Source organism: Desulfosporosinus paludis, assembly GCF_045689965.1.
In the GTDB taxonomy this organism is placed as follows: domain Bacteria; phylum Bacillota; class Desulfitobacteriia; order Desulfitobacteriales; family Desulfitobacteriaceae; genus Desulfosporosinus; species Desulfosporosinus paludis.
The window spans coordinates 4,695,120-4,720,673 of sequence record NZ_CP144211.1 but is presented as its reverse complement, the minus strand read 5'-3'; the positions used below and the strand labels follow the sequence as shown (position 1 = coordinate 4,720,673).

Genomic DNA, 25,554 nt, shown 5'->3' with positions numbered 1-25,554 from the left:
AAAAGAAAGCCTCAGTCATCTCCTTCCTCGGTTATTTTTCCATAGATTTTATTGAGCTGAACTCCCAGAGACCCTTCAGGCAATACATCACTGCCTGTATTAATGGACATTTCCAACAGTTCGTCGCTGTAAGGGATGATGCCAATAAGCTGTTCTGAAGAAAAGCGGTCTCTAAGAAAATTTTCATCGTTTGAGTTGCGAACTTTATTACCAATAACGACGACACGAGGAATACCAAGTTCATTAGCAAGCTGTTGAATGACATGAACTGTTTGCACACTGACTTTAGATGGTTCTGTAACAATCACTAAAACATCAACACCCAACGCTGTACCGCGAGTTAGCTGTTCAATACCTGCTCCCATATCCAGAATTACAGTATCTTTTTCCCCTAATATCAGAGAATTTACCAATGCTTGGAGAAAACTATTTTCCTTGCAATAGCAAGAGGTTCCTCCCCCTTTGATATTCCCCATCCTAAAAAAGCGAAGTTGTCCAACAGATACGCTGTAATCATCTAAAATATCATCGACATTGGGGTTAAGCGGGTAAAAAGCTCCGCTTCCTCCCATGCGTTCCTCAATGAGCTCCTTCATATCGACAATTGGTTTCAGATCCGTCAATACATCGTCCGAAATTCCCAGTATTGTCCCTAAACTTGCATCGGGGTCTGCATCAACTGCCAGAACGGTAATCCCTTTTTGTACTAACCAACGAGCAAAATTTGCAGTAAAAGTGGTTTTTCCGACACCACCTTTACCGGAGATTGCGATTTTCAAATGTCCTCCACTCCTTTATGGTGCAATTTAGCAACATATCTGGGAACTATTCTGTGGTTATAGATATATTCTTTTTTTATTTGCTTAATCCTGCAAACTTTCTGAATTTATTTTAATATTAACATTATTTTTATTAATGATTTTATTATTTTTGACTCAGAATATTATAATTAATTTAAATATTCTGTGAATATCCAATATTCAGTTCAATGCTTATTCGTTTTATTTTTGGTAGACAGATACAAATTTGTAATTATTGACCTTTGATATTATTCGCTAAAAAAATCATTATTCCTATCTTGTGCATTAAATATCTTACTCACTTTAAATCAAAGGCCTCAGCGGAAAATCTATAGTCCGAATCCCCTTGAAAGAACGTTTGAGGGGATGAACCATTAGGTTTAGCATTTCTAAAGTAAGAACTAAACTATATTATATTGGCCAAGGATGAAACACTAGGCCAAACGCTCCTGTTCCGACATGAGTCGCAATTACAGCCCCCGCTTCAAATAGACGAATATCATGTTCAGGAAAAAGATGCTTCAGTTCTGCAAGAAGAGCCGTCCCTTCACTTGGTATATTGACATGCATTATACAAATTCGAAAACGCCTTCCGCTTGATAACGCTCTTGTCAACTTTTCTAGTACACTCTGCCAAGCTCTTGAACGAGACCGTACTTTATCAAAAACATCGATCTCACCTTGTTGATTAAAATATAGAATTGGTTTTATCTGCAGTAAAGTGCCCAATAAGGCTGCAGCACCGCCTATTCTCCCGCCCTTACGCAGATTTTCCAGAGTATTAACAATAAAATATAATTCCGTCTGTTCTCTCAAAGTCGTTAAGTTTACCATAATTTCCGGAACACTTAACCCTTGTTCCGACCATTCTGCAGCCGCCCAAGCTAATGTGCCAAGTCCTAATGCCGATGATTGAGAGTCAAAACTATGAATTCTCTTATTTGTGGCTAAGTTGATGGCCATTTGGGCTGAACGTAATGTTCCACTTATGGCACTTGAGAGATGAAGACTGATGATCTCCTCATAGCCTTGGGAGAATAACGTTTCATAGGCCTCGAGGAAAGCTCCAACAGAAGGTTGTGAAGTCGTTGATAAACCATCAATACGATTGAGCTTTTCAAAATAACTCTTATTCGATAACTCGGTTTCTGGATACGTTTCCATTCCAATAGTAACAGCGAGGGGTACGACAAGAATCTGGAATTGCTGCAGGATATCGGGAGTTAAATATCCAGTAGAATCCATAACGATTCCTATTTTTCTCAAGTTGCTCTCTCCTCTAAATCAAAAACCTAAATTATCTGTAAATTACATCTTGTATCCAGTATATCCTAAAATATTAGGCCTAGCAATCTAAGCAAATAGGCATAAAACAGCAAATCAAGAACCAAAATTTTTGATTGATTTGCTTGTACCTCGAATAAAGGTTGACAGGACTAAAGTGGTTTGTTATCATAATACTCGTTCTAATAAACAGGGTAGCGGGGCGTAGCGCAGTTTGGTAGCGCGCTTGGTTCGGGACCAAGAGGCCGCAGGTTCGAATCCTGTCGCCCCGACCATTGATATTACTGGGATTCCATCGCTGGAATCCCTTTATTTTTTATCTTTTGACTCTCTTTTTTTAAAGAAGCTTTGCTTGTTAAAATAGTAACATGGTTTTTATCAGTTTGTCGATAGGATTTCAGTATGTTCATGATTTATTTTGTCTATGGCTGTTTGCGGTGCTCAATTCTATTATGCATAAAAAATTCCGATTCTTCCCCTATGAAGATTAATGGCAAGGGGATATTAAGGAGTTTTGCCAATTCGACCTATTATATTACATGAAATTAAAGAAGCATCCATTTCATATTCTTCCAATGTTCTTGATGAGATCTCGCAATACCCAGCTACCTCTTCTATTGTATAACCGCAACTAATCCTTGCTGCCCTTAGGTGATAGTAAACATTTTTATCTCCTTCGTTTTACCACAATGCCGAAGGGCTATTTATTGAACAAAAAGAACTCCTATGGTAAGGATAGGAGTATAGAAGAAGGTACAAAGGTTTTAAAGGGTGCACCTTTCAAAAAGAAAGATTACAGTTAAATTATTACATAGTGGTTGTGAAAATATTGCCTAACTGGAGCGTCTGAATTTATAGACTCCTACCTATATCAAATCATTAGAGAGCCATATTTGAAACCGATGAACTTTGGAAAGGAGATCCAGCCGACATTTGGGCGTAAGGTTTCTGAATTATGCCAGCAAGGTGTTGTCTGGGGAAACTTGTCTGATAAAATGTAAGACTCCCATCGTTATAAGAGTCAAATGCCTATCTATATACAAAAAATCCCCTCTCTAGGAGGGGCAAGTAAGGCTGCGTGTTGTTGTACTTAGTATAAATCATGTTTGTTACCTTTCCATAAACGTTCAGTAAAGAATACGTTAAACTTTATAACGCAAAACCCCTCCCGCCATTACGGCGAGAGGGATCCTCGTGCGTACAAACTACGGTCCAAGAGCTTGAATATTACGGTACAAGATACATATTATCTATTAGAAAGATGAATGATAAAGTGGTTAAAGAGGCCTTCTTGACGACAAGGGAAGTTCATGAGAACTACACATTACCCATCATTACAAGTTTCTCAGCCATTTGGGTAATTTGTAATAAAGCATTAGTTAGTTCTGTCGCTGCAGTGGCCTGTGATTCAGTGACTCCACTCAGTTGCTTCACAGATTCCACCAGATTATTAACGGAAATACGTACACCATTGAGATCAGCCTCAATTTCATTCGTAGAATTTTTGGTTGACTCGGCCAGCTTTCTTATTTCATTGGCGACTACCGAAAAACCTTTGCCATGTTCTCCGGCGCGGGCCGCCTCAATCGACGAATTAATACCAAGAATGTTACTTTGAGCTGAGATTTTATTAATTTTAGCGGTTACTTTATTGGTATGTTCAACTTCCAGAGTAACTTTGTCTGTCTCATCGATCATGGCCTTCGTAGTCGCTGCTAGTTCTTCTGAAGTCGCTGTAAGATTTTCGGAAATTGCTGAAATCTCCTCTACTGCTGAAAGAATCTCCTGCCCGGCTTTTAGTAAGTTATCATAGTGCTCGGTTGATATACTTACTGTAATACATCCAATAATCGTTCCATTCTCTCGTATTGGATTGGCTATCCCAACGTAAGGTATGCCTAAGACTTCTTTAGAGATACGTTTCACAATGCGGCTGCCTGTCTGAAGTGCTTCTTCTGTGGCCGTATTCTGGGGTATAAGATCTCCGGTCATTAGCTTTAAATTGAGTTGTGGTCCAGGATAAGCAGCCAGTACCTTTTCTGTATCTAATAACGTGATAGCTGTTTCTGCATCAAAGAGGTCCTGCAATTCACCGGCAATTTCTAAGTAAGAATCAAGTTTCAAATTTAATGACCTCCTGATTGTTGTTAAATCAATTGAATAATTTTAATATTTACTGACATTCTAGTATGGTTTAGCATTAAAATCAACCTCTTGAAACAAGTGGATCTTGTACAAATTCATTTTCCTTCTCTCAAAGCACATGATAGAATAGTTATTATTATTCAAACGAAGGTTAAGTGAAGGAGCATAAAATGTTAACGGGTAAAAGAATTAAAATTCGCCCTCTTGAAGAAGATGATATTGACATGTTATTTCAATGGTCCAATGATGAGGAAGTTAATTATTGGTCTAGTGGGGCTTGGCCGTTGAATTCCCTTCAAACGAAAGAACAATTAATCGAAAAGTTTCTGGACAGTCCACCGGATAGTTATCGATACGCTATTTTAAATGAGAACGATTCATTGATTGGAACAATTGGGTTTAGAGAAATCAATGTTCCTAGCCGTTCAGCGACCCTTTTTATCGTCATAGGAAATAAACCATACTGGGGTCAGGGGTATGGGACTGATGCCACTATTACCTTTGTACGCTTTCTTTTTACCCAATGGAACTTTCATAGAATTTCACTAGACACTTGGGATGAAAACCTTCGAGCTATCAGAGCTTATGAAAAAGTTGGTTTTAAAATTGAAGGCCGTCAGCGAGAGGCTCGTTTTGTTTTAGGAAATTATCATGATGCTGTACTCATGGGGTTATTACGTGATGAGTTTCTCACTCTACACGGGAAATTATAGGTTGCTAAATCTAACGGCCTGGAGTAAACTATAATCAATTTAATAAGATAGTATCCTCTGGGGTTGGGTGAAATTCCCTATCGGCGGTAAAGCCCGCGAGCCTTCTGGCAGATCCGGTTAGATTCCGGGGCCGACAGTAAAGTCTGGATGAGAAGAGGAATAGATAAAAGATGTGTTTTGGCACGCTTTTTTAGCTATGACTTTGGCTCAACACTCGAGGATAAGCGAGTGTTTTTTATTTTGCCTAATCGAGTTTTTCCGATTTTTTTGGGGGACACTAGATATCGAAGTAAGAAAGGATTCTTATGAACGAAGAAACTTCTCTAAAATTAGACGACGAAAAATTTATGCGCAAAGCTCTGGAACTAGCGAGTCAAGCTATGGGAAGAACCAGCCCTAATCCTATCGTAGGGTGTGTTATCGTCAAGAACAGCCAAATTGTTGGCGAGGGATATCACCAGAAAGCAGGTACGCCTCACGCTGAAGTCCACGCACTGGAAAAAGCTCAGGATCGAGCCCTCGGCGCAACGGCCTACGTTACCTTGGAACCCTGCTCACACTTTGGTAGAACCCCGCCTTGCGCAGATGCCCTGATACGCGCTGGAATTAAGCGAGTTGTTGTCGCTATGAAAGATCCTAATCCCTTAGTGGCGGGCCGCGGCATAGATCGATTGCGTGAAGCTGGAATTCAAGTCGACGTTGGAGTATTATGCCATGAGGCTGCTACATTGAATGAAGCATTTTGCAAAGCAATTACAACAAACTTGCCCTTCGTGGTATATAAGACGGCCATGACCCTGGATGGAAAGATTGCCACCGAAACTGGAGATTCCCGCTGGGTAAGCAATGAAGAGTCACGCCGATACGTCCAACAATTGCGCGATCATTACGACGTGATTCTCGTAGGAAGCGAAACTGTTCTTAGCGATAATCCTGCACTTACCTGCCGTTTACCTAATGGACGAGATCCGGTTCGCCTCATTGTTGACGGGGAATTGCGTCTGCCTGAAAGCTCTCACGTCCTAACATCCTCCACCTCTAGCCCTTGCATCATTGCCACAACCAACGCAGCCCCAACCGACAAGCTTAAGCGCCTAAAAGATCTTAAGCATGTTGAAATCTGGCAGTATGATGCGCCACGGCATGTTCCGCTTAAGAAAATGCTGCAAGACCTGGTTCAGCGGGGATGGATAAGCGTTTTGCTGGAAGGCGGAGGTCGACTAGCTGGTGCTCTTATCCAGGAACATTGTGTTGATAAATTAGACTGTTTCATTGCGCCCAAGTTAGTCGGAGGGAATGGTCCCTCTCCGCTCAGTGGATTGCATATCCGATGGATGAGTGAAGCTATTGAGCTTTCTGATCTTCATGTCGATATGAACTTGGGGGATATTCATGTAACGGGATATCTAAGACGTGATTAAATCGGTTCACTGACGAAGATGCCTTAAAGGGGGATTCAAGTGTTTACCGGAATTGTGGAAGAACTGGGTATTGTCCGCACTCTTCGCCTTTTACCAGACTCAGGGAAGCTCACTCTTCAAGGAAAAAAAGTCCTTGAGGGTACGCAATTGGGTGATAGCATAGCTGTTAATGGAGTATGTCTGACAGTTATCGATCAAACTGGCGATGAATTTACAGTAGATGTTATGGCAGAAACTCTGGCCAAAACAAATCTTGGTAATTTAAAAAGCGGTAACTACGTTAATTTAGAACGGGCATTACAACTTCAGACTCGTCTTGGAGGACATTTAGTAAGCGGGCATGTTGACGGTGTTGGGCGTATACGCAGGATAACCCCTTGGGGTATTGCTCAAGTTTTCGAAATCAGTGCACTATCTACTCTTCTTTCCTTTATTCTGCCCAAGGGTTCTATTGCTATTGACGGGATTTCTCTAACCGTTATTGATGTTGAAGAGGATTACTTTACAGTCTCTCTGATTCCTCACACGTTCGAGGAAACTACGTTAGGATTAAAAAAAGTGGGGTCAAGTGTTAATTTAGAAACAGATCTCATTGGAAAATACGTTGCCCGATTTATGGGACATAAAGTTTCAACTCAAGATTCTAAAGAAGACCTTTCCTTAGCTTTTCTAACCGAACACGGTTTTGTTTAGAAATAAATAAATTTGTCGAACACCAAATTTCAAAGGAGTGAATGATCATGTCATTTAATACAATTGAAGAAGCCATCGAAGATATCCGTCAAGGTAAAATGATCGTCATGGTGGATGACGAAGACCGGGAGAACGAAGGGGATTTAGTCATGGCCGCTGAAATGGCGACCCCTGAGTCCATCAATTTTATGGCCACTTATGGCCGAGGGCTTATTTGCGTGCCCATGACTAAAGAGCGAATTCAAGCCTTACAACTCGAACCGATGGTTACTCAGAATACAGACCCTCACGGAACCGCTTTTACAGTTAGCGTGGATTCTTCCGATAGTTCGACGGGGATTTCTGCGTTTGAACGCGCCCAAACTGTAAAAGTTCTTATGGACCCTAACAGCGTACCTAACGATTTGCACCGCCCTGGGCATATCTTTCCACTTCAAGCTCGGGAAGGCGGAGTATTAGTTCGAGCTGGCCACACTGAGGGAGCCGTAGATTTGGCGAGACTTGCCGGATTGAAACCGGCTGGGGTCATTTGTGAGATCATGAATGAAAATGGAACCATGGCACGTGTACCGGATTTACAGCTTTTTGTCCAAAAACACAATCTGAAAATCGTGACTCTTAAAGATCTTATCGCCTATCGCCGTCAGTCGGAAAAGCTCATTGAAAGAGGAGAAACTATCCATCTTCCAACAGATTTTGGCGACTTCCGAGCCGTCGGCTACCTCAGTATTACTGATCAAAAAGAGCACCTAGCTTTAGTAAAAGGCACTGTGAATGACGGAGAACCCGTACTAGTACGGGTGCACTCGGAGTGTCTCACAGGAGATGTTTTCCATTCCCGTCGCTGTGATTGCGGCGACCAGCTTGTAGCAGCCTTAGAAGAAATTGAACATGAGGGGCGCGGAGTTTTGCTTTACATGAGACAAGAAGGCCGCGGAATCGGCCTTTTAAACAAGCTTAGGGCTTACAAACTCCAAGAAGAAGGAAAAGACACCGTTGAGGCAAATCTGGCTTTAGGGTTTCCGGAAGACCTTCGAGATTACGGTGTCGGCGCTCAAATTTTAGCCGACCTCGGCATTTCCAAAGTTCGTTTAATGACTAATAATCCACGCAAAATTGTAGGACTTGAAGGATATGGCTTAAATGTAGTCGAACGAGTTCCTGTAGAAATCCCCTCGAAACCTGAAAACTCACGTTACCTCTGTACGAAGAAGACCAAATTAGGTCATTATTTATCCGCTGTTCAATAACTAACGTTTAAAAAGCTGTAAAAAGATTATCTAAAGAAAACTTGGCTGGCGCCCACGAAGACACTGTCTTCGCACGTATTAGCCTTCATGCAGACACTGTCTTCGCACTTGTTAGCCTTAGCGCAGGCGACTGCCTAGTTGCACTTATGCTGTAGAAAGTATTTAACGAAGTTATACTTTCTGACAGTACAAAAAAGAAAGGATGTTTGGATCTTATGAAAACTTTAGAAGGAAATTTGCTGGCTCAAGAACTTAAAATTGGTATTATTGCTGCTCGTTTTAATGAATTTATCACAAGCAAACTTGTAAGCGGTGCTCTAGATGCCTTACGCCGCCATGGCGCTGTTGAGGAAAATATAGAATTGGCTTGGGTTCCAGGAGCTTTTGAAATTCCACTCGTGGCCCAAAGAATGGCGAACTCTAAGAAGTATGATGCTGTAATTTGTCTTGGAGCGGTTATTCGTGGTGCAACACCACATTTCGACTTAGTCAGTAATGAAGTTAGTAAAGGGATCGCTCAAGTCGGTTTACAAAGCGGAATTCCCGTCATTTTCGGTGTATTATCTACTGACAGCATTGAACAAGCCATTGAACGGGCAGGAACGAAAGCAGGAAACAAAGGTTTTGATGCAGCAATGACAGCCATTGAGACGGCAAATTTATTAAAATCTTTTTAAATTAATTCTTTAAAGTGTTTAACAAGATATGGATGATTGTCCACTAAAAACTCCTTGTCAAAAAGATCAATTTTTATTAGACTCATGAAGAAGGACTTTGACAAATTTTTGACAAGGAGTTGAGTGCCATGTCTTTCCAAGAAAGCGCCATTGAGACGTCTATGCTTGAGGCAGCGCGCTCAGGCAATAAAGAGGCATTGAACCAACTGATCGAACATTATGAACCTGAAGTCCGGATGATCGCTTGTAAATACTTTTTGCCGAGAGCGGATTATGAAGATCTCATTCAAGAAGGACGAATCGCTATTTATAGAGCAGTTCTTGATTATGATGAACGTTTGGATATTCCTTTTCTTCATTTTTTAAGAATGGTCGTAAAACGCAAATTGATTGATAGCATTCGTAAATATACCCGTAATAAACACGTTAATCTAAACAATGCTTATTCCCTTAACAATGTTGTAGCGGAATCTGAGGAAACCAGCTTTATTTCCCTTCTCCCCAACGCTGAAGACCCTGCCACAACGGTTATAGCCAATGAAGAAGCTCGTTCAATCATTGATGAATTAAACCAGGAGCTTTCCAAGCTTGAACGCCTCGTATTTGAACACTATTTTCTTAAGGGATTTAAGCAACGGGAAGTATCCGAGCAGCTGGGACTCCACCCTAAATCTTTAGACAATGCAATCCAACGAATTCGACGAAAAACAGTACTCTATCGATCTCGACAAATGGCTGGTTAAATCAACCACTTGGAGGAAGTTACTGATGCTTTCGTTTTCAAGTTTCGTTTTTTCGTGGCGAATGCGCCTTTCAAAGTTAAGAAACCACAAATTAGCCGTCAGTTTAAGTTTGATTGTCCTTGTTTTAGCAATTATTTTAGGGCCACCTTTGTATTCAGAAAGCTGGCTTGACCCTTTTAGTACCCTTAATGTAGCCAATCGGGAGCTTCACCCCCATGCTATCACGATGGTAGGGATGCTTAATTCTGATGATCCATTTCACCCCTATTACTACACAAACAAAGCTAAGATTAGCGAATTAATGCGTAACTTACAACGCTCTACTCCCATTTCCACATCTGAGATACCCACAAATACGTTGGAGAATCTTAAGATTCAATATTTCACACTCCATAGGGCATCATCCAAATATCATCCAGAGGAAGATTATGCTCTGCAATACTATCCGGACAAAGGGATTGTTCGATTTGGCCAACAGTTATTTCATATCAATGAGGCCACAGTTTATACATTTACTCAAATCACCGAAGGCATGGCTCCAGGATGGTGGAAATAGAACTTCCAACTTAATGAATAATCTTGAAAAATTGTAAAATTCATAATAAAATGGGCTGTAACAATTGGAGACGTTTGTTACAGCCCTTTCCTTTACCTTTGTACTATCAGAAAGTATAAACTTGTGTTATATACTCTCTAAGGTCCCTTCACGCCATCCTTGGCTTCAGGGACACTTGGCCATCCTTGGCCTGCGCATAAGAGCAACTAGGCAGCCGCCTTCGCCAGAGGCTAACAAGTGCGAAGACAGTGTCTTCGGGCGCCAGCCAAGTTTTCTTTAAATGAGATCTTTTAGGCAATGCCACCATTCTGATTAATCAACTTGCTGACCTTACTATGTGCGTTAGTGGCTTCGTTGGCTAATCGTAAGTAGATATTTCTCAGATCACCATGATGAGCCCGCGTAGCCAAGGTCATATAACCCATAGCTGCAGTCGCAGCGTCTTTTTCATAATCATAGAGCATATCCAAATCTGTGAATTGACTCATTCTAAAACCCCCTTTCTATTGCAATTCAGCTATTCCTTTTTTGAAATATCCTATTACGTCTTCCAAACCTTTAGCCTGCTCTTTGAAAAATCCTTTTACAGTAGGGTCTTTGGCCATGTCATAATACATTTGGCATTTTTTCAAAGCTGTTTCGTTTTCAATAATACTTCGCGTCAACATTCCTTGATCTAGAAGTTTCTTCATTTCCATCTCGTTGAGTTGCATCTTGGTCCCTCCTTTTCATTCATTAGAAACTAATTCCATATAACAGTCTCAGGATGTGAAAAAACGCTCAAATTATTCACAAACCTTAAATTTCTATCAAATCAAAGAGGAGGCTTCAAAATTTGGAGATGCCAGATTTTAAGCGAGTCATCCGTGGTTATGAGCCCGAATCAGTCGACCAAGCGTGGACAGAAGCGAATCGTCAATTATCTGAAGCGAATGAGGCAAATAAAGAACTTCGCTTCCAAATTAATAAATTAAAAGAACAAAATTCAGAGTGGGGTAATCGTCTTAAGGACTATGAGGCCATTGAAAAAGACTTGCGAGACGCTTTGCTAAATGCTCAGCGAATCTCCACTCAGGTACGTGAAGAAGCTTCTAAAAATGCAGAAGAGCTGATAGAATCAGCCCGTGCGGAAAGTAAAGCCATCATCAATGAAGCAACTCGTCTTTCAGAACTCAAGGAAACAGAAATCGAGTCAATACTTATTGAAAAAAGGCAATCAGTTATTACCATTGAGGAACAAATACAGGATCTAATTGAGAGAAAGACTAAGCTTCAGGCTCTGGTAGAGCAAAGCATTCAGCATCTGGAGATTGTGCAACGGTTATTGAGGGATTATCCAACGACCATTGAAGGACCGAAGGAATAATATTCTTCTTCTCATTACCATGAGATATGGGAATTTAGAGCGCGCCCAAAGATTAGCAACATTATTGCCAACACTATCCCCCATAGGATTACCCGAGAAGGATTGGAAGAACCCGCTGAAACAGTTTCTTGTTCCTCTTCTCTCTCTAGCCTTAATAAGTTTTCCAACTCGTCACTATCTCCTTCAACAGCGCTTAAAGGCTCTTGAACTAATTCAAGGGCCTTTAAACGTAAATGGCTTGGGACATAAAGATCTACGCCCGCTGTTAATCCATAGGCGATTTTCAAAAAACCTCCAGCTTCCGGATACTTTTTAAGTGATGGGATACTCTCTTGGTTTAATAGAGCGACAATAATATCTGCTTCTTGATCCTGGTTTACACCACAGAGGAACGTCCAATTCTCCTCAATCATTTCCTCACTCACTCCTCTGCAAAACTTAAGCCATCGTTAATCCATAGTCCTTCCAGCGCTGATCAACAAGTTGGATTGTTGCCTCATCAGGAAGCACTTCCCCGGGATAATCAGGTTTCATACGCGCATCAATTAAGATAGATCCGTGATAGATTAGGCTATGCCGGCAAATCTCGGTTTCTGCATAGATATCGTGAGCAGGATCAAAGCGAGTAAAAACCTGCCATAGAAAGCCCGTGGTATCAAGGGCTAAATCAAGGTCATCAACTAAGACAGCTAGGGGCCAATTCTTGAAGTCTTCGCCGAGAAGATGGGGCAAAATCTCTTGAGCAAAGTCTGGTGCCTCTCTAAAAGGAGGAGCCTCCAAAAGCAAGCAGCCAGCACAAAACGGTTTGATGTTAGATATACCGGGCAGGTTTTCACCTCCAAATTGACGAGGCAAATCCCGTTTGGAACTGCCCAATCCAAGCATAATTGCCTTGCTTCCATGATTAAGTCTGCGCCCAGTGTAGTCTAAGGTATCCATGGAGGTTTCATTTAAGATCATGAGATCGGATTCTGGTTCAAAACGCGCGAGTACAGTCTCTAGTAAAGTTTTGAAATTCTTTAAATCAAGTTGGACATCTGTTAGAATTAGGAATTTTGTTAAGGTGAGCTGCCCTTCCCCTAGTATTCTAAAGGCATGAGCTAAAGCCTCCCGTCGGTAGCTTTCCCGAACTATGGCTGCGGCAAGAGCGTGAAAACCAGTTTCAGCATACGTCCAAAGTGCTTTTACCCCTGTCATTACGACAGGAAACATTGGGGATAACAACGATTGTAAGTATTCGCCAATAAAATAATCTTCTTGACGCGGTTTACCCACGACTGTGGCCGGATAAATTGCGTCCCGTCGATGGTAAACAGTACGGACATTAAACACTGGAAAATCGTGAGTTAAGGAATAATAACCATAGTGATCGCCAAAAGGTCCTTCCGGTTTGCGAATATGGGCAGACACGGTACCGCATAGAGCAAATTCGGCTTCGGAGATCAAGGCATGGGGATGGGAAGGGACATTCACTCGGGATAGTTTTTCTCCCATTAAAAAGGAGGTAAAAATCAGCTCCGGTAACATTTCAGGAAGAGGCGCTATCGCAGAAAGAATCAGAGCTGGTGGTCCGCCTAAAAAAAGTGTCGTTGGGAGATCTTGCCCAAGTCGTTCTGCTTCATAATAATGAAAACCTCCCCCTTTATGTATTTGCCAATGGATACCTGTCTGTTGTTGATTATAGATTTGAATTCGATACATACCCAGATTATGTTCTCCAGTTTTAGGGTGCTCAGTGTAGATCAAAGGCAAGGTCACAAAAGGACCTCCATCCTCCGGCCAACTTGTTAATACAGGAAGACGAGTTAGATCCACGGAATTCTCCTGGATCTCTAGAACTGGAGCTTTGTCTGGCTTTGAATAACGCAAGCCACTTTTAGCCAGCGACATGATCCACTCTCTTTCTTGCCAAAGTATCGAGGGTTTCGGAGGGAGCAGGTGATTCAGAGCTGAAACCGCTCGCTGAACAGTTTCTTCCGGTTTAGGCCCTATCGCGAGATCCACTCTTCGTCGAGTACCAAACAAATTCGTGACTACTGGAAAATCGCTGCCTTTAACACGTTTGAAAAATAAGGCTGGTCCTTCGTTCTCAATGACACGACGATGAATCTCAGCAAGTTCAAGATAAGGGTCCACTTCTGCTTCAATCTCAATGATTTGCTTTTCTTTTTTAAGCGTATCAATAAATTGACGTAAATTTTTATGCATAATTCACCTTCTAAAAAGATTTCATGATTAAGGTTAATATTATAGTAGATTTAGCAGGAACTCGGCCACGATTTCTCGATTGATTTTAATAACTTTACAGCTTCCTGAGTAGCACTGTTACAGTTTTGAATAATTTCACGTAATTCCTTCGGATTTAAGTGGTCGGAATGAATGCCTGAAGTAATTGTCACTGGAAGCACGAGTTCCTGGGCCAGTATTTCAGCCGTCGCTCGGCCAACATCAACGTCTTTGTGCCCCGGAACAGGTGTAATATAAACATCCGAACTCCAACCCTCTCCGCTCAAGCTTGGGCGAGGAAGGGCCAGGACAACTCCGCCGACATGTGGTTTTTCGCCCCCAGTTAAAAGGCCTTGGAGGCCATTACCAGTATCAATAAGGGTTAAAAATATCTGACAGCGTCCTTCTCCTTCTTGCCATTGCCACAACTTTAAATGGGCAAGGTTATCTAAGAGCATGGATAATTCCCCCACTTATAACTTTTATGTTCGGCTTCATTATACATTTTGTTCTTTATTATAGACAAGTTTTTGAAACAAAAACATTCAGGGGCTGTCTCAAAAGGAAAAAGGGGCACCACGCTTTAGAAATCTAATTTCTATTCGTGGTACCCCTTATGCTGTTAAACTACTAAACTATAATCTCCCGTGACGTTGTCTGTGTCCACTAAAATCCTTTGTCCATCTTTGATCTCACCTTGTAATAGCTTGAGCGCCACAGGATTCTGAAGGCGTTGTTGAATCACCCGTTTAAGCGGTCTTGCGCCATAGATTGGATCATACCCTTCGTTAGCAAGCTGGTGAAGCGCCTGATCGGTTAATTCCAAGGTTATCTTGCGTTCGCTCAAGCGTTTACGCAAGAGACCCAGCTGAATCTCAATAATTTTTCCAATATGGGAACGATCGAGGGGATGGAAGACGATAACTTCATCCAAACGGTTGAGAAATTCCGGGCGGAAATGCTGTCGGAGTTCTTCATTAATCGTCGAACGGACCTCTTCCTGAGAGGCATTTCGTCGGGACATTTCTTGAATCAAAGGGCTGGCAATGTTACTGGTTAAAATGACGACTGTATTTTTGAAGTTGACAATCCTTCCTTGCCCATCTGTAAGACGACCGTCATCAAGGAGTTGTAAGAGAACATTGGTGACGTCACTATGCGCCTTCTCGGTTTCATCAAAAAGAATGACGCTATACGGCTTACGGCGAACAGCCTCCGTTAATTGCCCCCCTTCTTCATAGCCAACATAGCCGGGAGGCGCTCCGATAAGACGAGCGACCGTGTGTTTCTCCATATATTCGGACATGTCTATCCGAATCAGAGCTTGTTCATCATCAAAGAGAAATTCAGCGAGGGCACGGGCTAACTCTGTTTTACCGACACCTGTAGGTCCTAAGAAGAGGAACGATCCCAGAGGGCGATTGGGGTCTTGCAGACCGGCACGTGCCCGACGTACTGCATCGGAGACTGCTCGCACAGCTTCATCTTGACCGATCACTCGCTGATGTATTCGCTCCTCCATTTGAACCAGTTTCTCCATCTCGCTCTCCATTAGTTTGGAAACAGGAACATGGGTCCATGTGGCTACAATTTCTGCGATATCTTGTTCAACAACTTCTTGCTTCAATAAAGAATTTTGCTTTGACTGCAGTTTTTCCTCCGCATTTTTTAAGTCTTTCTCTAAGCTGGGAATAATTCCGTATTGCAATTCAGCAGCCTTGTTGTAATCCAATTGTTGCTGTGCTTGCTCCATAAGAGTACGGGACCGATCAACTTCTTCTTTGAGTTGTTGAATTTTAGCTAAGATTTCCCGCTCACCCTGAAGCTGAGCCTCAAGCCCCGATCGTTCCTCTTTAAGATTCGCCAGCTCTTCTTCGATTTTAAGCAAGCGTTCTTTGCTGGCCTCATCTTTTTCCTTTTTTAAGGCCTCACGCTCGATTTCCAATTGCATGACTCGGCGTTTAATCTGATCAAGTTCATAAGGATCACTCGTAATTTCCATCCGCATTCTTGCCCCGGCTTCATCGATCAAGTCTATCGCCTTATCCGGCAGAAATCGATCACTGATATAGCGATCCGAGAGTACTGCAGCGGCGATAATAGCTCCATCCGTTATGCGGACTCCATGATGAGTCTCATAGCGTTCTTTCAAACCACGCAAAATAGAGATAGTATCTTCGACACTTGGCGCATCGACCATGATCGGTTGAAACCGCCGTTCAAGGGCCGCATCTTTCTCGATATGCTTACGGTATTCAGCCAGAGTGGTTGCGCCCAGCATGCTTAGTTCACCACGGGCTAGCATTGGCTTGAGCATATTGCTGGCATCCATAGCCCCCTCAGCTGCTCCTGCACCTACAACAGTATGCAGTTCATCAATAAATAGGATAACATCTTCACGATCTTTAATTTCCTTGAGCACCGCTTTTAATCGTTCTTCGAATTCTCCGCGATATTTAGCTCCGGCTATCATGGTTCCAAGATCGAGAGCTATCACTTGTTTATCTTTAATAGCCTCTGGAACGTCTCCGCGAACGATTCTCTGGGCTAAGCCTTCAACAATCGCTGTCTTGCCTACGCCCGGTTCTCCGATTAAGACAGGATTATTTTTTGTTCGTCTGGATAAGGTCTGAATAACGCGGCGGATTATTTCATCCCTCCCAATAACGGGATCAAGGCGACCGCGTTTAGCCTGTTCAACTAAGTTCAGCCCGTATTGTTCGAGAGCGGCATAAGTTCCCTCTGGATTTGGACTTGTTACACGTTGGGTTCCTCTCACCTCACGCAATGCTTGCAGGAGGCTCTCCCGGGTTAAGCCGGCTTGTTTAAGAGCCTTTTCAGCAGCTCCTCCTGATTTCTCCAAGGTAGCTAAAAGGATATGCTCTGTGCTGACGTACTCATCTCCGAAGGTTGACATTTCATCGTGAGCTGCAACCAACACAGTCCGTAAGCGGGGAGAAATGGTAATCTGGACGTTCCCACCGCTTATCCGCGGGAAACGATTAATTTCTTGCCGCATCGTTTGAATAAGGGCACCAACGGCCATATTTAATTTCGCTAATACTTGAGGAACGACACCATCTCCTTGCTCCAAGAGAGAGAGCAAAAGGTGTTCGGGCTCAACTTGGCTGTTCCCGTTGCGTTCCGTCATTATTTGAGCTTCAGCGATCGCTTCTTGGGACTTTTGAGTAAATCGATTGGTATCAAAGGACATTTTCTCACACTCTCCTCTCAAGTACTGACATGATATTGAATAATAATTCTAGCTTATCCCTCGTTTTTGGGCCAATTCACGCAATGTAGCAAGCTCTTGTTGGTTCAGATCTCCAGGTAACACGATCGACAACTCTGCAAAAAGAGCTCCATATTGGTTCGGTTGTTCCAAATTCGGCATTCCTTTTCCTTTCAGACGGAATTTTTTGCCGCTTTGCGACATGGGCGGGATCTTAAGAAGGACCTCTCCTCCGAAGGTTTGAACACTGACCTCTCCGCCTATGATTGCTTTATAAAAATTAACAGGGCAGGTTACTTTTAAGTCGTCTCCATCCCGTGTAAAGCGTGCATCTGAGCTTACTGTAATAGTTAAATAGAGATTTCCTGCAGGACCACCAGAAATTCCAGGGCCGCCTTGACCTGCTAACCGCACTTTGGAACCCGTCCGTACACCCTTGGGAATCTTAGCCTCAATTTGTTTTTCCCCTGTTCGAACCACTCGTTTTGTTCCGTGGTAAGCCTCTTCCAGGGTTACTTGTACTTCCACTTCAAGATCTTGTCCGGCTCGAGCTTTTACTCCTGCAGAGCTCCCACCAAATCCGAATCCTTGCCCTCCACTCCCTCCAAAAAGGGTCGAGAAGAAATCCGAAAAGCCATCGGTACTGTGGAATCCCCCGAGCGAGCCGAGCCGCCAAATATTTCAGCGAATTCTTCGGGTGACATAGTATAGGTCTGCTGTCCTCCCGCTCCGGGATTTGCCTGCCATCGACCCCAATCAAAATCTCCACGTCCTCCACGGGTTTGCCATTGTTGATAATCCTGCCTCAGTTCATCATATTTTCGCCGTTTCTCAGGATCGCTGATCGCTTGATATGCTTCAGTAACCTCTTTGAACTTGGCTTCCGCTGCTTTATCCCCGGGATTCACATCAGGATGATATTTTTTGGCAAGCTTTTGATAAGCCTTCTTGATTGTTTTTTCATCCGCTTCAGGAGAAACCCCCAAGCTTTCGTAGTAATCTTTAAAATCCATAGTTTCACCTCAAATGCTCATACTCTTAGCCCATTTTAATTTATAAGTTAGTTTACCCTACTCAGCGTTGCGAGTCTGGGATATATTGGTTTTATTTTTCCTTGACAATTAGATTATATTCTCTTTTTTGACGAAGGTCAATAATGGTCAGATATTTTTTTAAGAATTATTAGTTAGGAAACTATCTCTAATAGTAAAGAAAAAAGGTAAGTATTTGGAAATTAGTTGCCAAATACTTACCTGGATTAGGAATTCTTCCATGTAAAGAGCAGCTAAGCTCTTGATCATCCCCATAACTGGAGGAGCTTTCGATGAATAATAAACGTAACCGGTGCCTGGCCTGGTTGCTCACCGTCAATATCCAAAAGTGCCTTCTCCTCAGAACTAATAGCTACAGAACCTCCGCGTCGCTCTGTGACACCAGGAATCTTGAGATGCTCGCCTCTATAAATCTTTGGCAAATGCTTTAATAATGTCCAGGTGGAGAAATCACCTAAAATAATAACATCGAAAAATCCATCATCAATTTCTGCGTTTGGCGCAATCATCATGCCTCCGCCAAAATATCGTCCGTTCGCTACCATGATGCTGTTGAGTCGTCCTTCGATACGATCCTTGCCGTCTATAACACAAACCATGTTTTTATTACGGTAATGCAAGATACTCAAGATTGCACCTAATAAAAATGATAATTTCCCACCGAGCAATTTGTTCTGCTGATTAACACGAGCAACCGTCTCCCCACCCAATCCGACATCAGCAACATTTAAGAAATAACGCTGAGCTTGTTCGCTTTCACTCTTAAATTGAACTTCTCCAACATCAATGCTCCTTTTATAACCCTGGCGAAGGATTTTCAAAAAACCCTCGATTCCTTTGGGCATCATGAGAGATCGAATGAAATCTCCGCCTGTACCGTGCGAAAGAAGAGCAAGATCAGCATTGGAATTAATCAGGTGACCGTCGGAGAAGAAGCCATTAACGACTTCGTTCATAGTTCCGTCTCCTCCAACAGAAATAATATGTTTATACCCTGCTTGCAAAATTTTCCGTGTAAGATCCGTAGCATCGCCTGGTCCGGAAGTGTATTCAAACTCGACAGAATACCCTTCATGCTCCAACCGTTTTAAAAATTCGGGCCACCGTTTCCCTGTACAGCCACCTGCTGAATGCGGGTTTACAACGGCATACCAAGCTCCCTCATCTAACATCCTTTAGTCTCCCTTTTGGCTAGATCTTGTCGCAGAAATGCATTCATCTAACTTAACTCGGGAGAATTCGACGCTAATTGTACAATATCCTTTAATAAGGATAACCGGATTCACGAAATCGTTGCAAGAGTTTCTCCTGATGGCTATAGTTTTGTGTCTCCAAGGTCATAGTAACTCTAACGTAACGTAACGGCACACTTAAATCATACCGCACTTGCTCAACCGTAACGACATTAGCCTGTTCTTCCGCTACGAGATTCAATAATTTTTCCAAACTCCCAGGCTTATCGGGAAGAACTGTTCGCACGACCATTGAACGCCCTATCGTACGCAATCCACGTTCGATAATCTGGGCCAGGAAATTGACATCTATGTTTCCGCCACTCATCACTAACACAGTTTTTTGCCCTGCAAGATTCACTTTACCCTGCAGTGCAGCGGCAAGGGCAACTGCTCCTGCCCCTTCGGAAATGCCTTTAGCTCTCTCAAGGAACGTAAGAATAGCAGCGCTGATTTCATCTTCAGAGACTGTTACGATATCATCGACCCAATGTTTAATATGTTCAAAGGTTAGATTTCCAGCCCGTTTGACTGCAATCCCATCGGCGATAGTATTGGCAGTTTTGATCGTCAGTGGATGCCCATGTTTCAGAGCATCTCTCATAGATGCGGCCTCAGAAGCCTGAACACCAAGAACTCGCACCTCTGGCTTAAGACTCTTAATGGCTACGGCAATTCCGGAAATCAACCCTCCGCCACCGATTGGCACAAGAACCGTATTCACTTCCGGCAGATCTTGGAGAATTTCTAAACCGATTGTTCCTTGACCTGCCATGACATCCAGATCATCAAAGGGATGTATAAACTTTGCGCCTGACTCAACTTGGATTTCTTTGGCTTTTTCATAAGCATCATCATAAACATTGCCATATAGAACCACATTTGCTCCATATCCCTTCGTCGCTTCTACCTTTGTCAGCGGTGCTCCGACGGGCATGACTATCGTGGCCGGAATGCCCCTTCGTGAGGCGGCTAGAGCCACTCCCTGAGCGTGATTTCCAGCGGACGAAGCTAAAACACCGCGGCTCTTATCTTGAAGGGTGAGCTTAGAAATTTTATTGGCGGCCCCACGCACTTTAAAAGATCCTGTTTTTTGCAAGTTCTCTAACTTAAGATAGATTTCTGAAGATGTCAAGCTGCTAAAACTGCCGGAATAGTCTAGAGGCGTGTGTTGGACTAAAGAGCGAATGTTCGTATAAGCTTCTTGAATCTGAGTCAATGTTAATGTGTTCATTATTACTAATCCTTTTTTCTTTTTTTCAGAAATAAGCAGACACTAGACAAGAGATAATGTCTCACGCTGTGTCAAAGATTAGTATGTACCTCTGCTTATGGTTTATCCAAATGTTAAAGGGGTGATCCTTCAACACAAAAGGTTGTGTTGACAGGATCACCCCGGATATACAAGCGTTTTATTGGGAACGGATTGCGGAAATTCGGTTCATAACATCCCCTCTTATTTGGCGGAGAGATTCTTCTGCTTCTGAGAAGGTGCTTGCCTTGACAGAAAAATAGAACTTGATTTTTGGCTCTGTGCCAGATGGACGAACCATGGCAAATCCGCCTCCCTCAAAGGAAAACCTCAGAACATTTGAACGAGGAAGGGTTAGAGGATATGATTCGCCTGTCAAGAGATTCCTGCCAATTTGACGTTCATAGTCATCAATCGTAACAATCGGGATGCCACAAAGTTCGGAAATTTCTTCTTGACGCAGTGAGTCCATAATCCGCTCCATCTCTTCGTGACCTTGTAAACCTTCTAAAGTGATGGATTCCTGGGAATCAAGAAAATAACCAAATTTCTGATAAATACTATCCAAAACTTCAAAAAGATTGCGTTGTTCAATCCGCTGATAATAGAGAGCTGCTTCTGCCAGAAGAACAGCGGCAACGACCCCATCTTTATCACGAACAAAGTCTCCGGCCAAATAGCCGTAACTTTCTTCAAAACCAAATTGAAAGGTACCCCAGCCACCATCTTCCATCTCTTTTTCTTTTTCGGCAATGAATTTAAAACCGGTTAAGACATTTTCTACGGCAACTTGGAAAGATTGAGCAACTAAATCGGCCAAGTCTGTAGAAGCCACCGTTTTGATGATCGTTGCATTTTGAGGAAGGATTCCTAGGTCCTTTTTTTGAGAAAGAATGTAATAGGTTAATAATACTCCGATCTGATTACCAGTAAGCTGAATATAATTTCCATTATTGTCCCTTAAGACTACGCCTAGGCGATCAGAGTCCGGATCCGTCGCTATAAGCAGCTCTGCATTCACTTTCTGTCCATAGCTGCGTGCTAAATCAAAGGTTGTAGAGATTTCAGGGTTCGGATATGGAACCGTCGTGAAGTCGGGATCGGGCAATTCTTGTTCACGGACTACCGTAAGAGAACTAAAACCTAACTCGGTTAAAGCCCTGCGCACAAGTTTATTTCCTGCACCGTGCAAAGGAGTATAGACAATAGAAACTTCTTTTCCGTACTGGGCGTCAAGATTAGGATGAAGGGCAAGTTCTTTTACTCTTGAAAGATAGCGGTTATCAATCTCTTCCCCAATTATCTGGAGCAGACCTTGTCTTTTAGCCTCATCATGGTCCATTGGCTCGATGCCCAGCCAACTCTCACGAGCTTCAATACGGGCCAGGATTTCATCAGCTTTGGCTGGAGGAACTTGACCACCATCTTCCCAGTAAACCTTATAACCGTTATAGGCTTTGGGATTGTGGCTGGCTGTAACGACGATTCCTGCAATCGTTCCAAGTTCCCGAACCGCAAAAGATAACTCAGGGGTGGGCCGCAAGGCATCAAACAAATAGGCTTTAACTCCATTTTGGGCCAGAATTAAGGCAGCTTCAAGGGCAAAGTCTGATGAGAACTTGCGGGAATCGTAGGCGATCACGACCCCATGCTTCATTCCATCGGGGCCATGATCACAAATATACTCTGCTAAACCTTGGGTCACTTTCCGAATAACGTATTTATTCATCCGATTTGTCCCTGCAGCCATAATTCCCCTTAGGCCGCCTGTACCGAATTCTAAATCCTTATAAAAACGATCCTCAATCTCTTGCTGATCGCTGGTTTGTCTTAATTCCTGTCGCGTCTCTTCATCAAAGTAGGGATTTTCTGACCATATTCGATAGCGATCTTGAAAACTCATACTAAACATATTCCTCCTTCAATACTCAATCTACGTTGGATAATGTTCCCTATTAGGTGAGTATAGCATACTCCAACAGGTTAGAACAGCTCGAACGTCATCGGTATCCCTCAACCTATGTTAGATAACCTATGAGGAATTTCCAGCCAGCAGAACGATAATAAGACCTAAGTTTCAATTGAAACTCTTTTCTCATCCCAAATACAAAAGCGAGCTTCTTAAATAATAAGAAACTCGCTTTCAGATTTGGTTCCTGAATGAATCTAAGTCTATCAGGTTACAATTGAGGATTAGAATTCGGGTCAAAATACCGCTCCCTTTCTGTAACTACTTATCCTTCTTCATGAACTGGCCTTCGAGTCTTGGGTGACCTTATTGATTCAAGCCCAATCGACTCTAAAATTGCATTGATCATAAGTTGTTCTTTTTGCGTCATAAAATTCTCCTTTCATTAGAAAATAGATTACTATACTAGTATATACTTTTTTTCCAACTATTACAAGACTTTTTAAAACTCCCTCATTTAGATAGAGACGTCTCAGCAATCGTAACGAAACGACCCATATTTCCTGAAATCACCGGACCTTAACAATATATGACGGCGACGGCAGGATTATACCAGTTCAATACACATTTCATACTGCTGAGCATTAGGTTTAATTCCCTTGACCCTAAGAACTGCTACAATCCAATCTTCCGGCTGATTGATCAGGGAAAACCCTTGACTGCGAATATGAAATGCTATCGAGATAATCTCTTCGGCACCAATTGCAGTCGAGCCCCAGACATCGAGCAAAGGAGCATTTTTTTTGGGTGAGATAAGGATTCCTGCGGTTCCTTCTGAATTTATTAAAGCCGTTGTCTTACCATAACGTTCCAAATATCCCTGACGGCGCTGCCAAGCCGGATTAAATGATGCCCGCTTACGATTTTCAAAGTATTCAGGCAAGAGAACTTGTTTAATGGGACTCGTTTTGGTGAGTTGAGCCGAAATATTCATTTCAGCACCGATACGAAATATTTGAAGTTGACGTATGTTCGTAAAACCAACAGTCTGATAAACTTTCTGGGCATGATTCTGAGTTAGAACCTCTAAATAGACTTTTTTAAGTCCGCTGCGCGCAGCTAAGTCCAACTGAGAACGCATCAACGGGGCAAAAAGACCTTTCCCTCGATAATTTGGATCAATGCACGTCCCGGCAATCCAGCCCTCATCATTACTTACCGCTAACAAAGCAAACCCCACTATTTGATTTTGGGTACAAATTGCAAGGGAATTCGCTAAAACTACTTGACCAAGTTCCAGCCAGAACCTCATATGTTCTCGGGTATAAGCCATATCGTAATAGTACCCTTGCCAACAACGGTTCCATATCTCCACCAAGTCATCTATGTTAACGTTTTCCAATGTCATTAACCTAATAGTTTCCATAATTTAAACTCACTTTTCTTTTTAAAGATTTCTAACCTTCAAACCCAGAATAGTTCTCTATAATTAACGAATTTCCTGCTTAAAGTTTAAGAGATTTTACAAAATGAAATAGGCTGATATCATATAGGAGAGATCATTTATTTTTGATAATAATGGTAAGATATGTTCGTGAAATGAAGAAAGGCGGCTAAACAATGCAAACTTCCAATATAACCACTGAGGAACTTGAATTTTCCCAAGAACTGCTTCAGTTCATCGACGAATGCCCCTCACCTTTCCATACTGTAGAAAGTATCAAAAAAATACTCACACCGATCGGTTTTACTGACCTTAACCCGGAAGAAAAATGGTCATTAGTCCCCGGGGGAAATATTTTGTAACTCGCAATAATTCGGCAATCATTGCTTTTACCATCGGCTCTGGAGAGCTGGAGACTTATGGTTTTCATCTTGTCGGCACGCATACAGATAGTCCGAGTTTTCGAGTTAAGCCTCTACCGGAGATTTTGCAGGAGGGATACCTCAAACTAAATGTCGAGACCTATGGCGGACCAATTCTTAATACTTGGTTAGACCGCCCCCTCTCTTTAGCTGGTCGTGTCATCCTGCGCGGAGCCTCTCCTTTCCGCCCACAAAGTAGACTTTTCTGCAGTGAGCGCCCCTTGCTCGTTATTCCCAATCTGGCAATTCATATGAATCGAAAAATAAACGAAGGTATCGAATTGAACAAACAAAAAGACCTCCTCCCCTTACTGACTCAAATCCGAGAGGGTTTGCAAAAGGAAGGGATCCTCGTTGAACACCTCGCCGAAACGTTGCAATGTTCAAAAGAGGATATATTAGATTTTGATCTTTTCCTCTATGACACTCAAAAGGGGTGTTTTGTTGGCCTGCAAAAAGAGTTTATCTCTAGTGGACGACTCGATGATTTGGCCATGGTCCATGCAGGGATTTCAGCTTTAATCAAAGCGAAATCAGCTCCAGTTACACAAGTGTTAGCCTGCTTTGACCACGAGGAATGTGGCAGTACCTCGAAACAAGGCGCAGCTTCTCCATTTTTAGCAAATGTTCTCAAGCGAATTCTCCTAGCGTTGAAAAAAGACCCGGAAGCATACTACCAGGCCATGGCACGTTCTTTCTTTATTTCAGCAGACATGGCTCATGCCCTTCATCCCAACGCAGGGGAAAAGCATGACCCAATACATCATCCTATCCTCAATGGTGGTCCCGTCATAAAATATAGCGCCAACCAGAGTTACACCACAGATGCAGAATCTGCGGGTATTTTCACCTCACTTTGCCTAAGCGCTGATACTCCTGTACAAAAATTTGTCAATCGTTCTGACGAACGTGGTGGATCAACGATTGGTCCTATCACAAGCACACACCTTGATTTTCGATCTGTGGATATTGGAAGCCCAATTCTAGCCATGCATTCAGTACGAGAACTAGGTGGTGTAAAAGACCACTTAGCTATGGCCAATGTCTTTACTAAATTCTACGAAACCCTATAAAGGTATAAACTTAAAGCTGCTTACCATACAATCATTCAAAATGAAGTGATGAAACGTTGCTCTG

The 25,554-nt window shown here is 42.5% G+C and carries 21 protein-coding genes, 1 tRNA gene, 2 pseudogenes and 1 riboswitch; of the genes and pseudogenes, 10 read left to right on the top strand and 14 right to left on the bottom strand.

What is annotated here, in order from left to right:
- Nucleotides 1–11: 11 nt before the first annotated feature.
- On the bottom strand, nucleotides 12–779 hold the full coding sequence (locus VZF35_RS23485) for a P-loop NTPase (RefSeq protein WP_407308829.1): 768 nt from the start codon (nucleotides 777–779) through the stop codon (nucleotides 12–14).
- A gap of 432 nt (nucleotides 780–1,211) precedes the next feature.
- Nucleotides 1,212–2,066, bottom strand: a complete 855-nt coding sequence (locus tag VZF35_RS23480; protein ID WP_407308828.1) for a DegV family protein — start codon at nucleotides 2,064–2,066, stop codon at nucleotides 1,212–1,214.
- 216 nt (nucleotides 2,067–2,282) lie between these two features.
- On the opposite strand from VZF35_RS23480, the gene VZF35_RS23475 reads away from it, so the two are divergent.
- Nucleotides 2,283–2,359, top strand: a tRNA-Pro gene (locus tag VZF35_RS23475).
- 1,042 nt (nucleotides 2,360–3,401) lie between these two features.
- Here the strand turns inward: VZF35_RS23475 and VZF35_RS23470 are convergent.
- On the bottom strand, nucleotides 3,402–4,208 hold the full coding sequence (locus VZF35_RS23470) for a methyl-accepting chemotaxis protein (protein WP_407308827.1): 807 nt from the start codon (nucleotides 4,206–4,208) through the stop codon (nucleotides 3,402–3,404).
- A gap of 191 nt (nucleotides 4,209–4,399) precedes the next feature.
- Between VZF35_RS23470 and VZF35_RS23465 the strand changes: the two genes are divergently transcribed.
- From VZF35_RS23465 to VZF35_RS23435, 7 genes are all read left to right on the top strand, one after another.
- Nucleotides 4,400–4,942, top strand: coding sequence for a GNAT family N-acetyltransferase (locus tag VZF35_RS23465; protein ID WP_407308826.1), 543 nt, complete (start codon nucleotides 4,400–4,402; stop codon nucleotides 4,940–4,942).
- A gap of 49 nt (nucleotides 4,943–4,991) precedes the next feature.
- Nucleotides 4,992–5,105: riboswitch (FMN riboswitch) on the top strand.
- Nucleotides 5,106–5,247: 142 nt separating this feature from the next.
- The gene (gene ribD, locus VZF35_RS23460; protein ID WP_407308825.1) at nucleotides 5,248–6,363 is read left to right on the top strand and encodes a bifunctional diaminohydroxyphosphoribosylaminopyrimidine deaminase/5-amino-6-(5-phosphoribosylamino)uracil reductase RibD; all 1,116 of its coding nucleotides are present in this window, start codon (nucleotides 5,248–5,250) and stop codon (nucleotides 6,361–6,363) included.
- 39 nt (nucleotides 6,364–6,402) lie between these two features.
- Nucleotides 6,403–7,056 carry a riboflavin synthase gene (gene ribE / locus VZF35_RS23455; protein WP_407308824.1) on the top strand — a complete coding sequence of 218 codons (654 nt, stop codon included), beginning with the start codon at nucleotides 6,403–6,405 and terminating at the stop codon, nucleotides 7,054–7,056.
- Nucleotides 7,057–7,097: 41 nt separating this feature from the next.
- Nucleotides 7,098–8,306, top strand: a complete 1,209-nt coding sequence (locus VZF35_RS23450) for a bifunctional 3,4-dihydroxy-2-butanone-4-phosphate synthase/GTP cyclohydrolase II (protein ID WP_407308823.1) — start codon at nucleotides 7,098–7,100, stop codon at nucleotides 8,304–8,306.
- Nucleotides 8,307–8,521: 215 nt separating this feature from the next.
- Entirely contained in the window at nucleotides 8,522–8,983 is a 462-nt protein-coding gene (gene ribE / locus VZF35_RS23445) for a 6,7-dimethyl-8-ribityllumazine synthase (protein WP_407308822.1), read from the top strand.
- Nucleotides 8,984–9,111: 128 nt separating this feature from the next.
- On the top strand, nucleotides 9,112–9,726 hold the full coding sequence (locus tag VZF35_RS23440) for a sigma-70 family RNA polymerase sigma factor (protein WP_407308821.1): 615 nt from the start codon (nucleotides 9,112–9,114) through the stop codon (nucleotides 9,724–9,726).
- A 25-nt stretch (nucleotides 9,727–9,751) separates the two neighbouring features.
- On the top strand, nucleotides 9,752–10,282 hold the full coding sequence (locus VZF35_RS23435) for a hypothetical protein (RefSeq protein ID WP_407308820.1): 531 nt from the start codon (nucleotides 9,752–9,754) through the stop codon (nucleotides 10,280–10,282).
- Between the two features lie 290 nt (nucleotides 10,283–10,572).
- Here the strand turns inward: VZF35_RS23435 and VZF35_RS23430 are convergent, their stop codons facing one another.
- Nucleotides 10,573–10,770, bottom strand: a complete 198-nt coding sequence (locus tag VZF35_RS23430) for a spore coat protein (RefSeq protein ID WP_308895822.1) — start codon at nucleotides 10,768–10,770, stop codon at nucleotides 10,573–10,575.
- Between the two features lie 15 nt (nucleotides 10,771–10,785).
- Complete coding sequence (locus VZF35_RS23425) at nucleotides 10,786–10,995, bottom strand: hypothetical protein (protein ID WP_407308819.1); 210 nt, start codon at nucleotides 10,993–10,995, stop codon at nucleotides 10,786–10,788.
- A gap of 128 nt (nucleotides 10,996–11,123) precedes the next feature.
- Between VZF35_RS23425 and VZF35_RS23420 the strand changes: the two genes are divergently transcribed.
- Entirely contained in the window at nucleotides 11,124–11,648 is a 525-nt protein-coding gene (locus VZF35_RS23420) for a DivIVA domain-containing protein (RefSeq protein WP_407314801.1), read from the top strand.
- Nucleotides 11,649–11,662: 14 nt separating this feature from the next.
- On the opposite strand, the gene VZF35_RS23415 is transcribed toward VZF35_RS23420, so the two are convergent.
- The 9 genes and pseudogenes from VZF35_RS23415 to VZF35_RS23375 all read right to left on the bottom strand — a co-directional run bounded on the left by VZF35_RS23415 (nucleotide 11,663) and on the right by VZF35_RS23375 (nucleotide 23,959).
- Nucleotides 11,663–12,061, bottom strand: coding sequence for a hypothetical protein (locus VZF35_RS23415; protein ID WP_407308818.1), 399 nt, complete (start codon nucleotides 12,059–12,061; stop codon nucleotides 11,663–11,665).
- 25 nt (nucleotides 12,062–12,086) lie between these two features.
- Nucleotides 12,087–13,856, bottom strand: coding sequence for a UbiD family decarboxylase (locus VZF35_RS23410; RefSeq protein ID WP_407308817.1), 1,770 nt, complete (start codon nucleotides 13,854–13,856; stop codon nucleotides 12,087–12,089).
- A gap of 50 nt (nucleotides 13,857–13,906) precedes the next feature.
- Nucleotides 13,907–14,332 (bottom strand): hypothetical protein, encoded by a 426-nt coding sequence (locus VZF35_RS23405; RefSeq protein ID WP_407308816.1) that lies wholly within the window; start codon nucleotides 14,330–14,332, stop codon nucleotides 13,907–13,909.
- A gap of 164 nt (nucleotides 14,333–14,496) precedes the next feature.
- Nucleotides 14,497–17,088 (bottom strand): ATP-dependent chaperone ClpB, encoded by a 2,592-nt coding sequence (gene clpB / locus VZF35_RS23400; protein ID WP_407308815.1) that lies wholly within the window; start codon nucleotides 17,086–17,088, stop codon nucleotides 14,497–14,499.
- Nucleotides 17,089–17,136: 48 nt separating this feature from the next.
- Nucleotides 17,137–18,119 (bottom strand): annotated as a pseudogene (locus tag VZF35_RS23395) (DnaJ C-terminal domain-containing protein).
- Nucleotides 18,120–18,403: 284 nt separating this feature from the next.
- Complete coding sequence (locus VZF35_RS23390; protein WP_407308814.1) at nucleotides 18,404–19,330, bottom strand: diacylglycerol/lipid kinase family protein; 927 nt, start codon at nucleotides 19,328–19,330, stop codon at nucleotides 18,404–18,406.
- A 91-nt stretch (nucleotides 19,331–19,421) separates the two neighbouring features.
- The gene (gene ilvA / locus VZF35_RS23385) at nucleotides 19,422–20,624 is read right to left on the bottom strand and encodes a threonine ammonia-lyase (protein ID WP_407308813.1); all 1,203 of its coding nucleotides are present in this window, start codon (nucleotides 20,622–20,624) and stop codon (nucleotides 19,422–19,424) included.
- Nucleotides 20,625–20,802: 178 nt separating this feature from the next.
- A complete protein-coding gene (locus VZF35_RS23380; RefSeq protein ID WP_407308812.1) occupies nucleotides 20,803–22,545 on the bottom strand; it encodes a phospho-sugar mutase in 1,743 nt (580 codons plus the stop codon).
- A 613-nt stretch (nucleotides 22,546–23,158) separates the two neighbouring features.
- A complete protein-coding gene (locus tag VZF35_RS23375) occupies nucleotides 23,159–23,959 on the bottom strand; it encodes a GNAT family N-acetyltransferase (RefSeq protein WP_407308811.1) in 801 nt (266 codons plus the stop codon).
- Nucleotides 23,960–24,171: 212 nt separating this feature from the next.
- On the opposite strand from VZF35_RS23375, the pseudogene VZF35_RS23370 reads away from it, so the two are divergent.
- Nucleotides 24,172–25,490 (top strand): annotated as a pseudogene (locus VZF35_RS23370) (M18 family aminopeptidase).
- Nucleotides 25,491–25,554 lie beyond the last annotated feature (64 nt).

What these genes read in the sequence shown, in the direction of transcription:
- ribE (WP_407308822.1), top strand. Translation starts at nt 8,522, where the DNA reads ATGAAAACTTTAGAAGGAAATTTGCTGGCTCAAGAACTTAAAATTGGT.
- VZF35_RS23410 (WP_407308817.1), bottom strand. Translation starts at nt 13,856, where the DNA reads ATGCATAAAAATTTACGTCAATTTATTGATACGCTTAAAAAAGAAAAG.
- VZF35_RS23435 (WP_407308820.1), top strand. Translation starts at nt 9,752, where the DNA reads ATGCTTTCGTTTTCAAGTTTCGTTTTTTCGTGGCGAATGCGCCTTTCA.
- VZF35_RS23405 (WP_407308816.1), bottom strand. Translation starts at nt 14,332, where the DNA reads ATGCTCTTAGATAACCTTGCCCATTTAAAGTTGTGGCAATGGCAAGAA.
- VZF35_RS23440 (WP_407308821.1), top strand. Translation starts at nt 9,112, where the DNA reads ATGTCTTTCCAAGAAAGCGCCATTGAGACGTCTATGCTTGAGGCAGCG.
- VZF35_RS23380 (WP_407308812.1), bottom strand. Translation starts at nt 22,545, where the DNA reads ATGAGTTTTCAAGATCGCTATCGAATATGGTCAGAAAATCCCTACTTT.
- ribD (WP_407308825.1), top strand. Translation starts at nt 5,248, where the DNA reads ATGAACGAAGAAACTTCTCTAAAATTAGACGACGAAAAATTTATGCGC.
- VZF35_RS23430 (WP_308895822.1), bottom strand. Translation starts at nt 10,770, where the DNA reads ATGAGTCAATTCACAGATTTGGATATGCTCTATGATTATGAAAAAGAC.
- VZF35_RS23450 (WP_407308823.1), top strand. Translation starts at nt 7,098, where the DNA reads ATGATCATGTCATTTAATACAATTGAAGAAGCCATCGAAGATATCCGT.
- VZF35_RS23375 (WP_407308811.1), bottom strand. Translation starts at nt 23,959, where the DNA reads ATGACATTGGAAAACGTTAACATAGATGACTTGGTGGAGATATGGAAC.
- clpB (WP_407308815.1), bottom strand. Translation starts at nt 17,088, where the DNA reads ATGTCCTTTGATACCAATCGATTTACTCAAAAGTCCCAAGAAGCGATC.
- VZF35_RS23420 (WP_407314801.1), top strand. Translation starts at nt 11,124, where the DNA reads ATGCCAGATTTTAAGCGAGTCATCCGTGGTTATGAGCCCGAATCAGTC.
- ilvA (WP_407308813.1), bottom strand. Translation starts at nt 20,624, where the DNA reads ATGAACACATTAACATTGACTCAGATTCAAGAAGCTTATACGAACATT.
- VZF35_RS23415 (WP_407308818.1), bottom strand. Translation starts at nt 12,061, where the DNA reads ATGATTGAGGAGAATTGGACGTTCCTCTGTGGTGTAAACCAGGATCAA.
- VZF35_RS23390 (WP_407308814.1), bottom strand. Translation starts at nt 19,330, where the DNA reads ATGTTAGATGAGGGAGCTTGGTATGCCGTTGTAAACCCGCATTCAGCA.
- VZF35_RS23465 (WP_407308826.1), top strand. Translation starts at nt 4,400, where the DNA reads ATGTTAACGGGTAAAAGAATTAAAATTCGCCCTCTTGAAGAAGATGAT.
- VZF35_RS23425 (WP_407308819.1), bottom strand. Translation starts at nt 10,995, where the DNA reads ATGCAACTCAACGAGATGGAAATGAAGAAACTTCTAGATCAAGGAATG.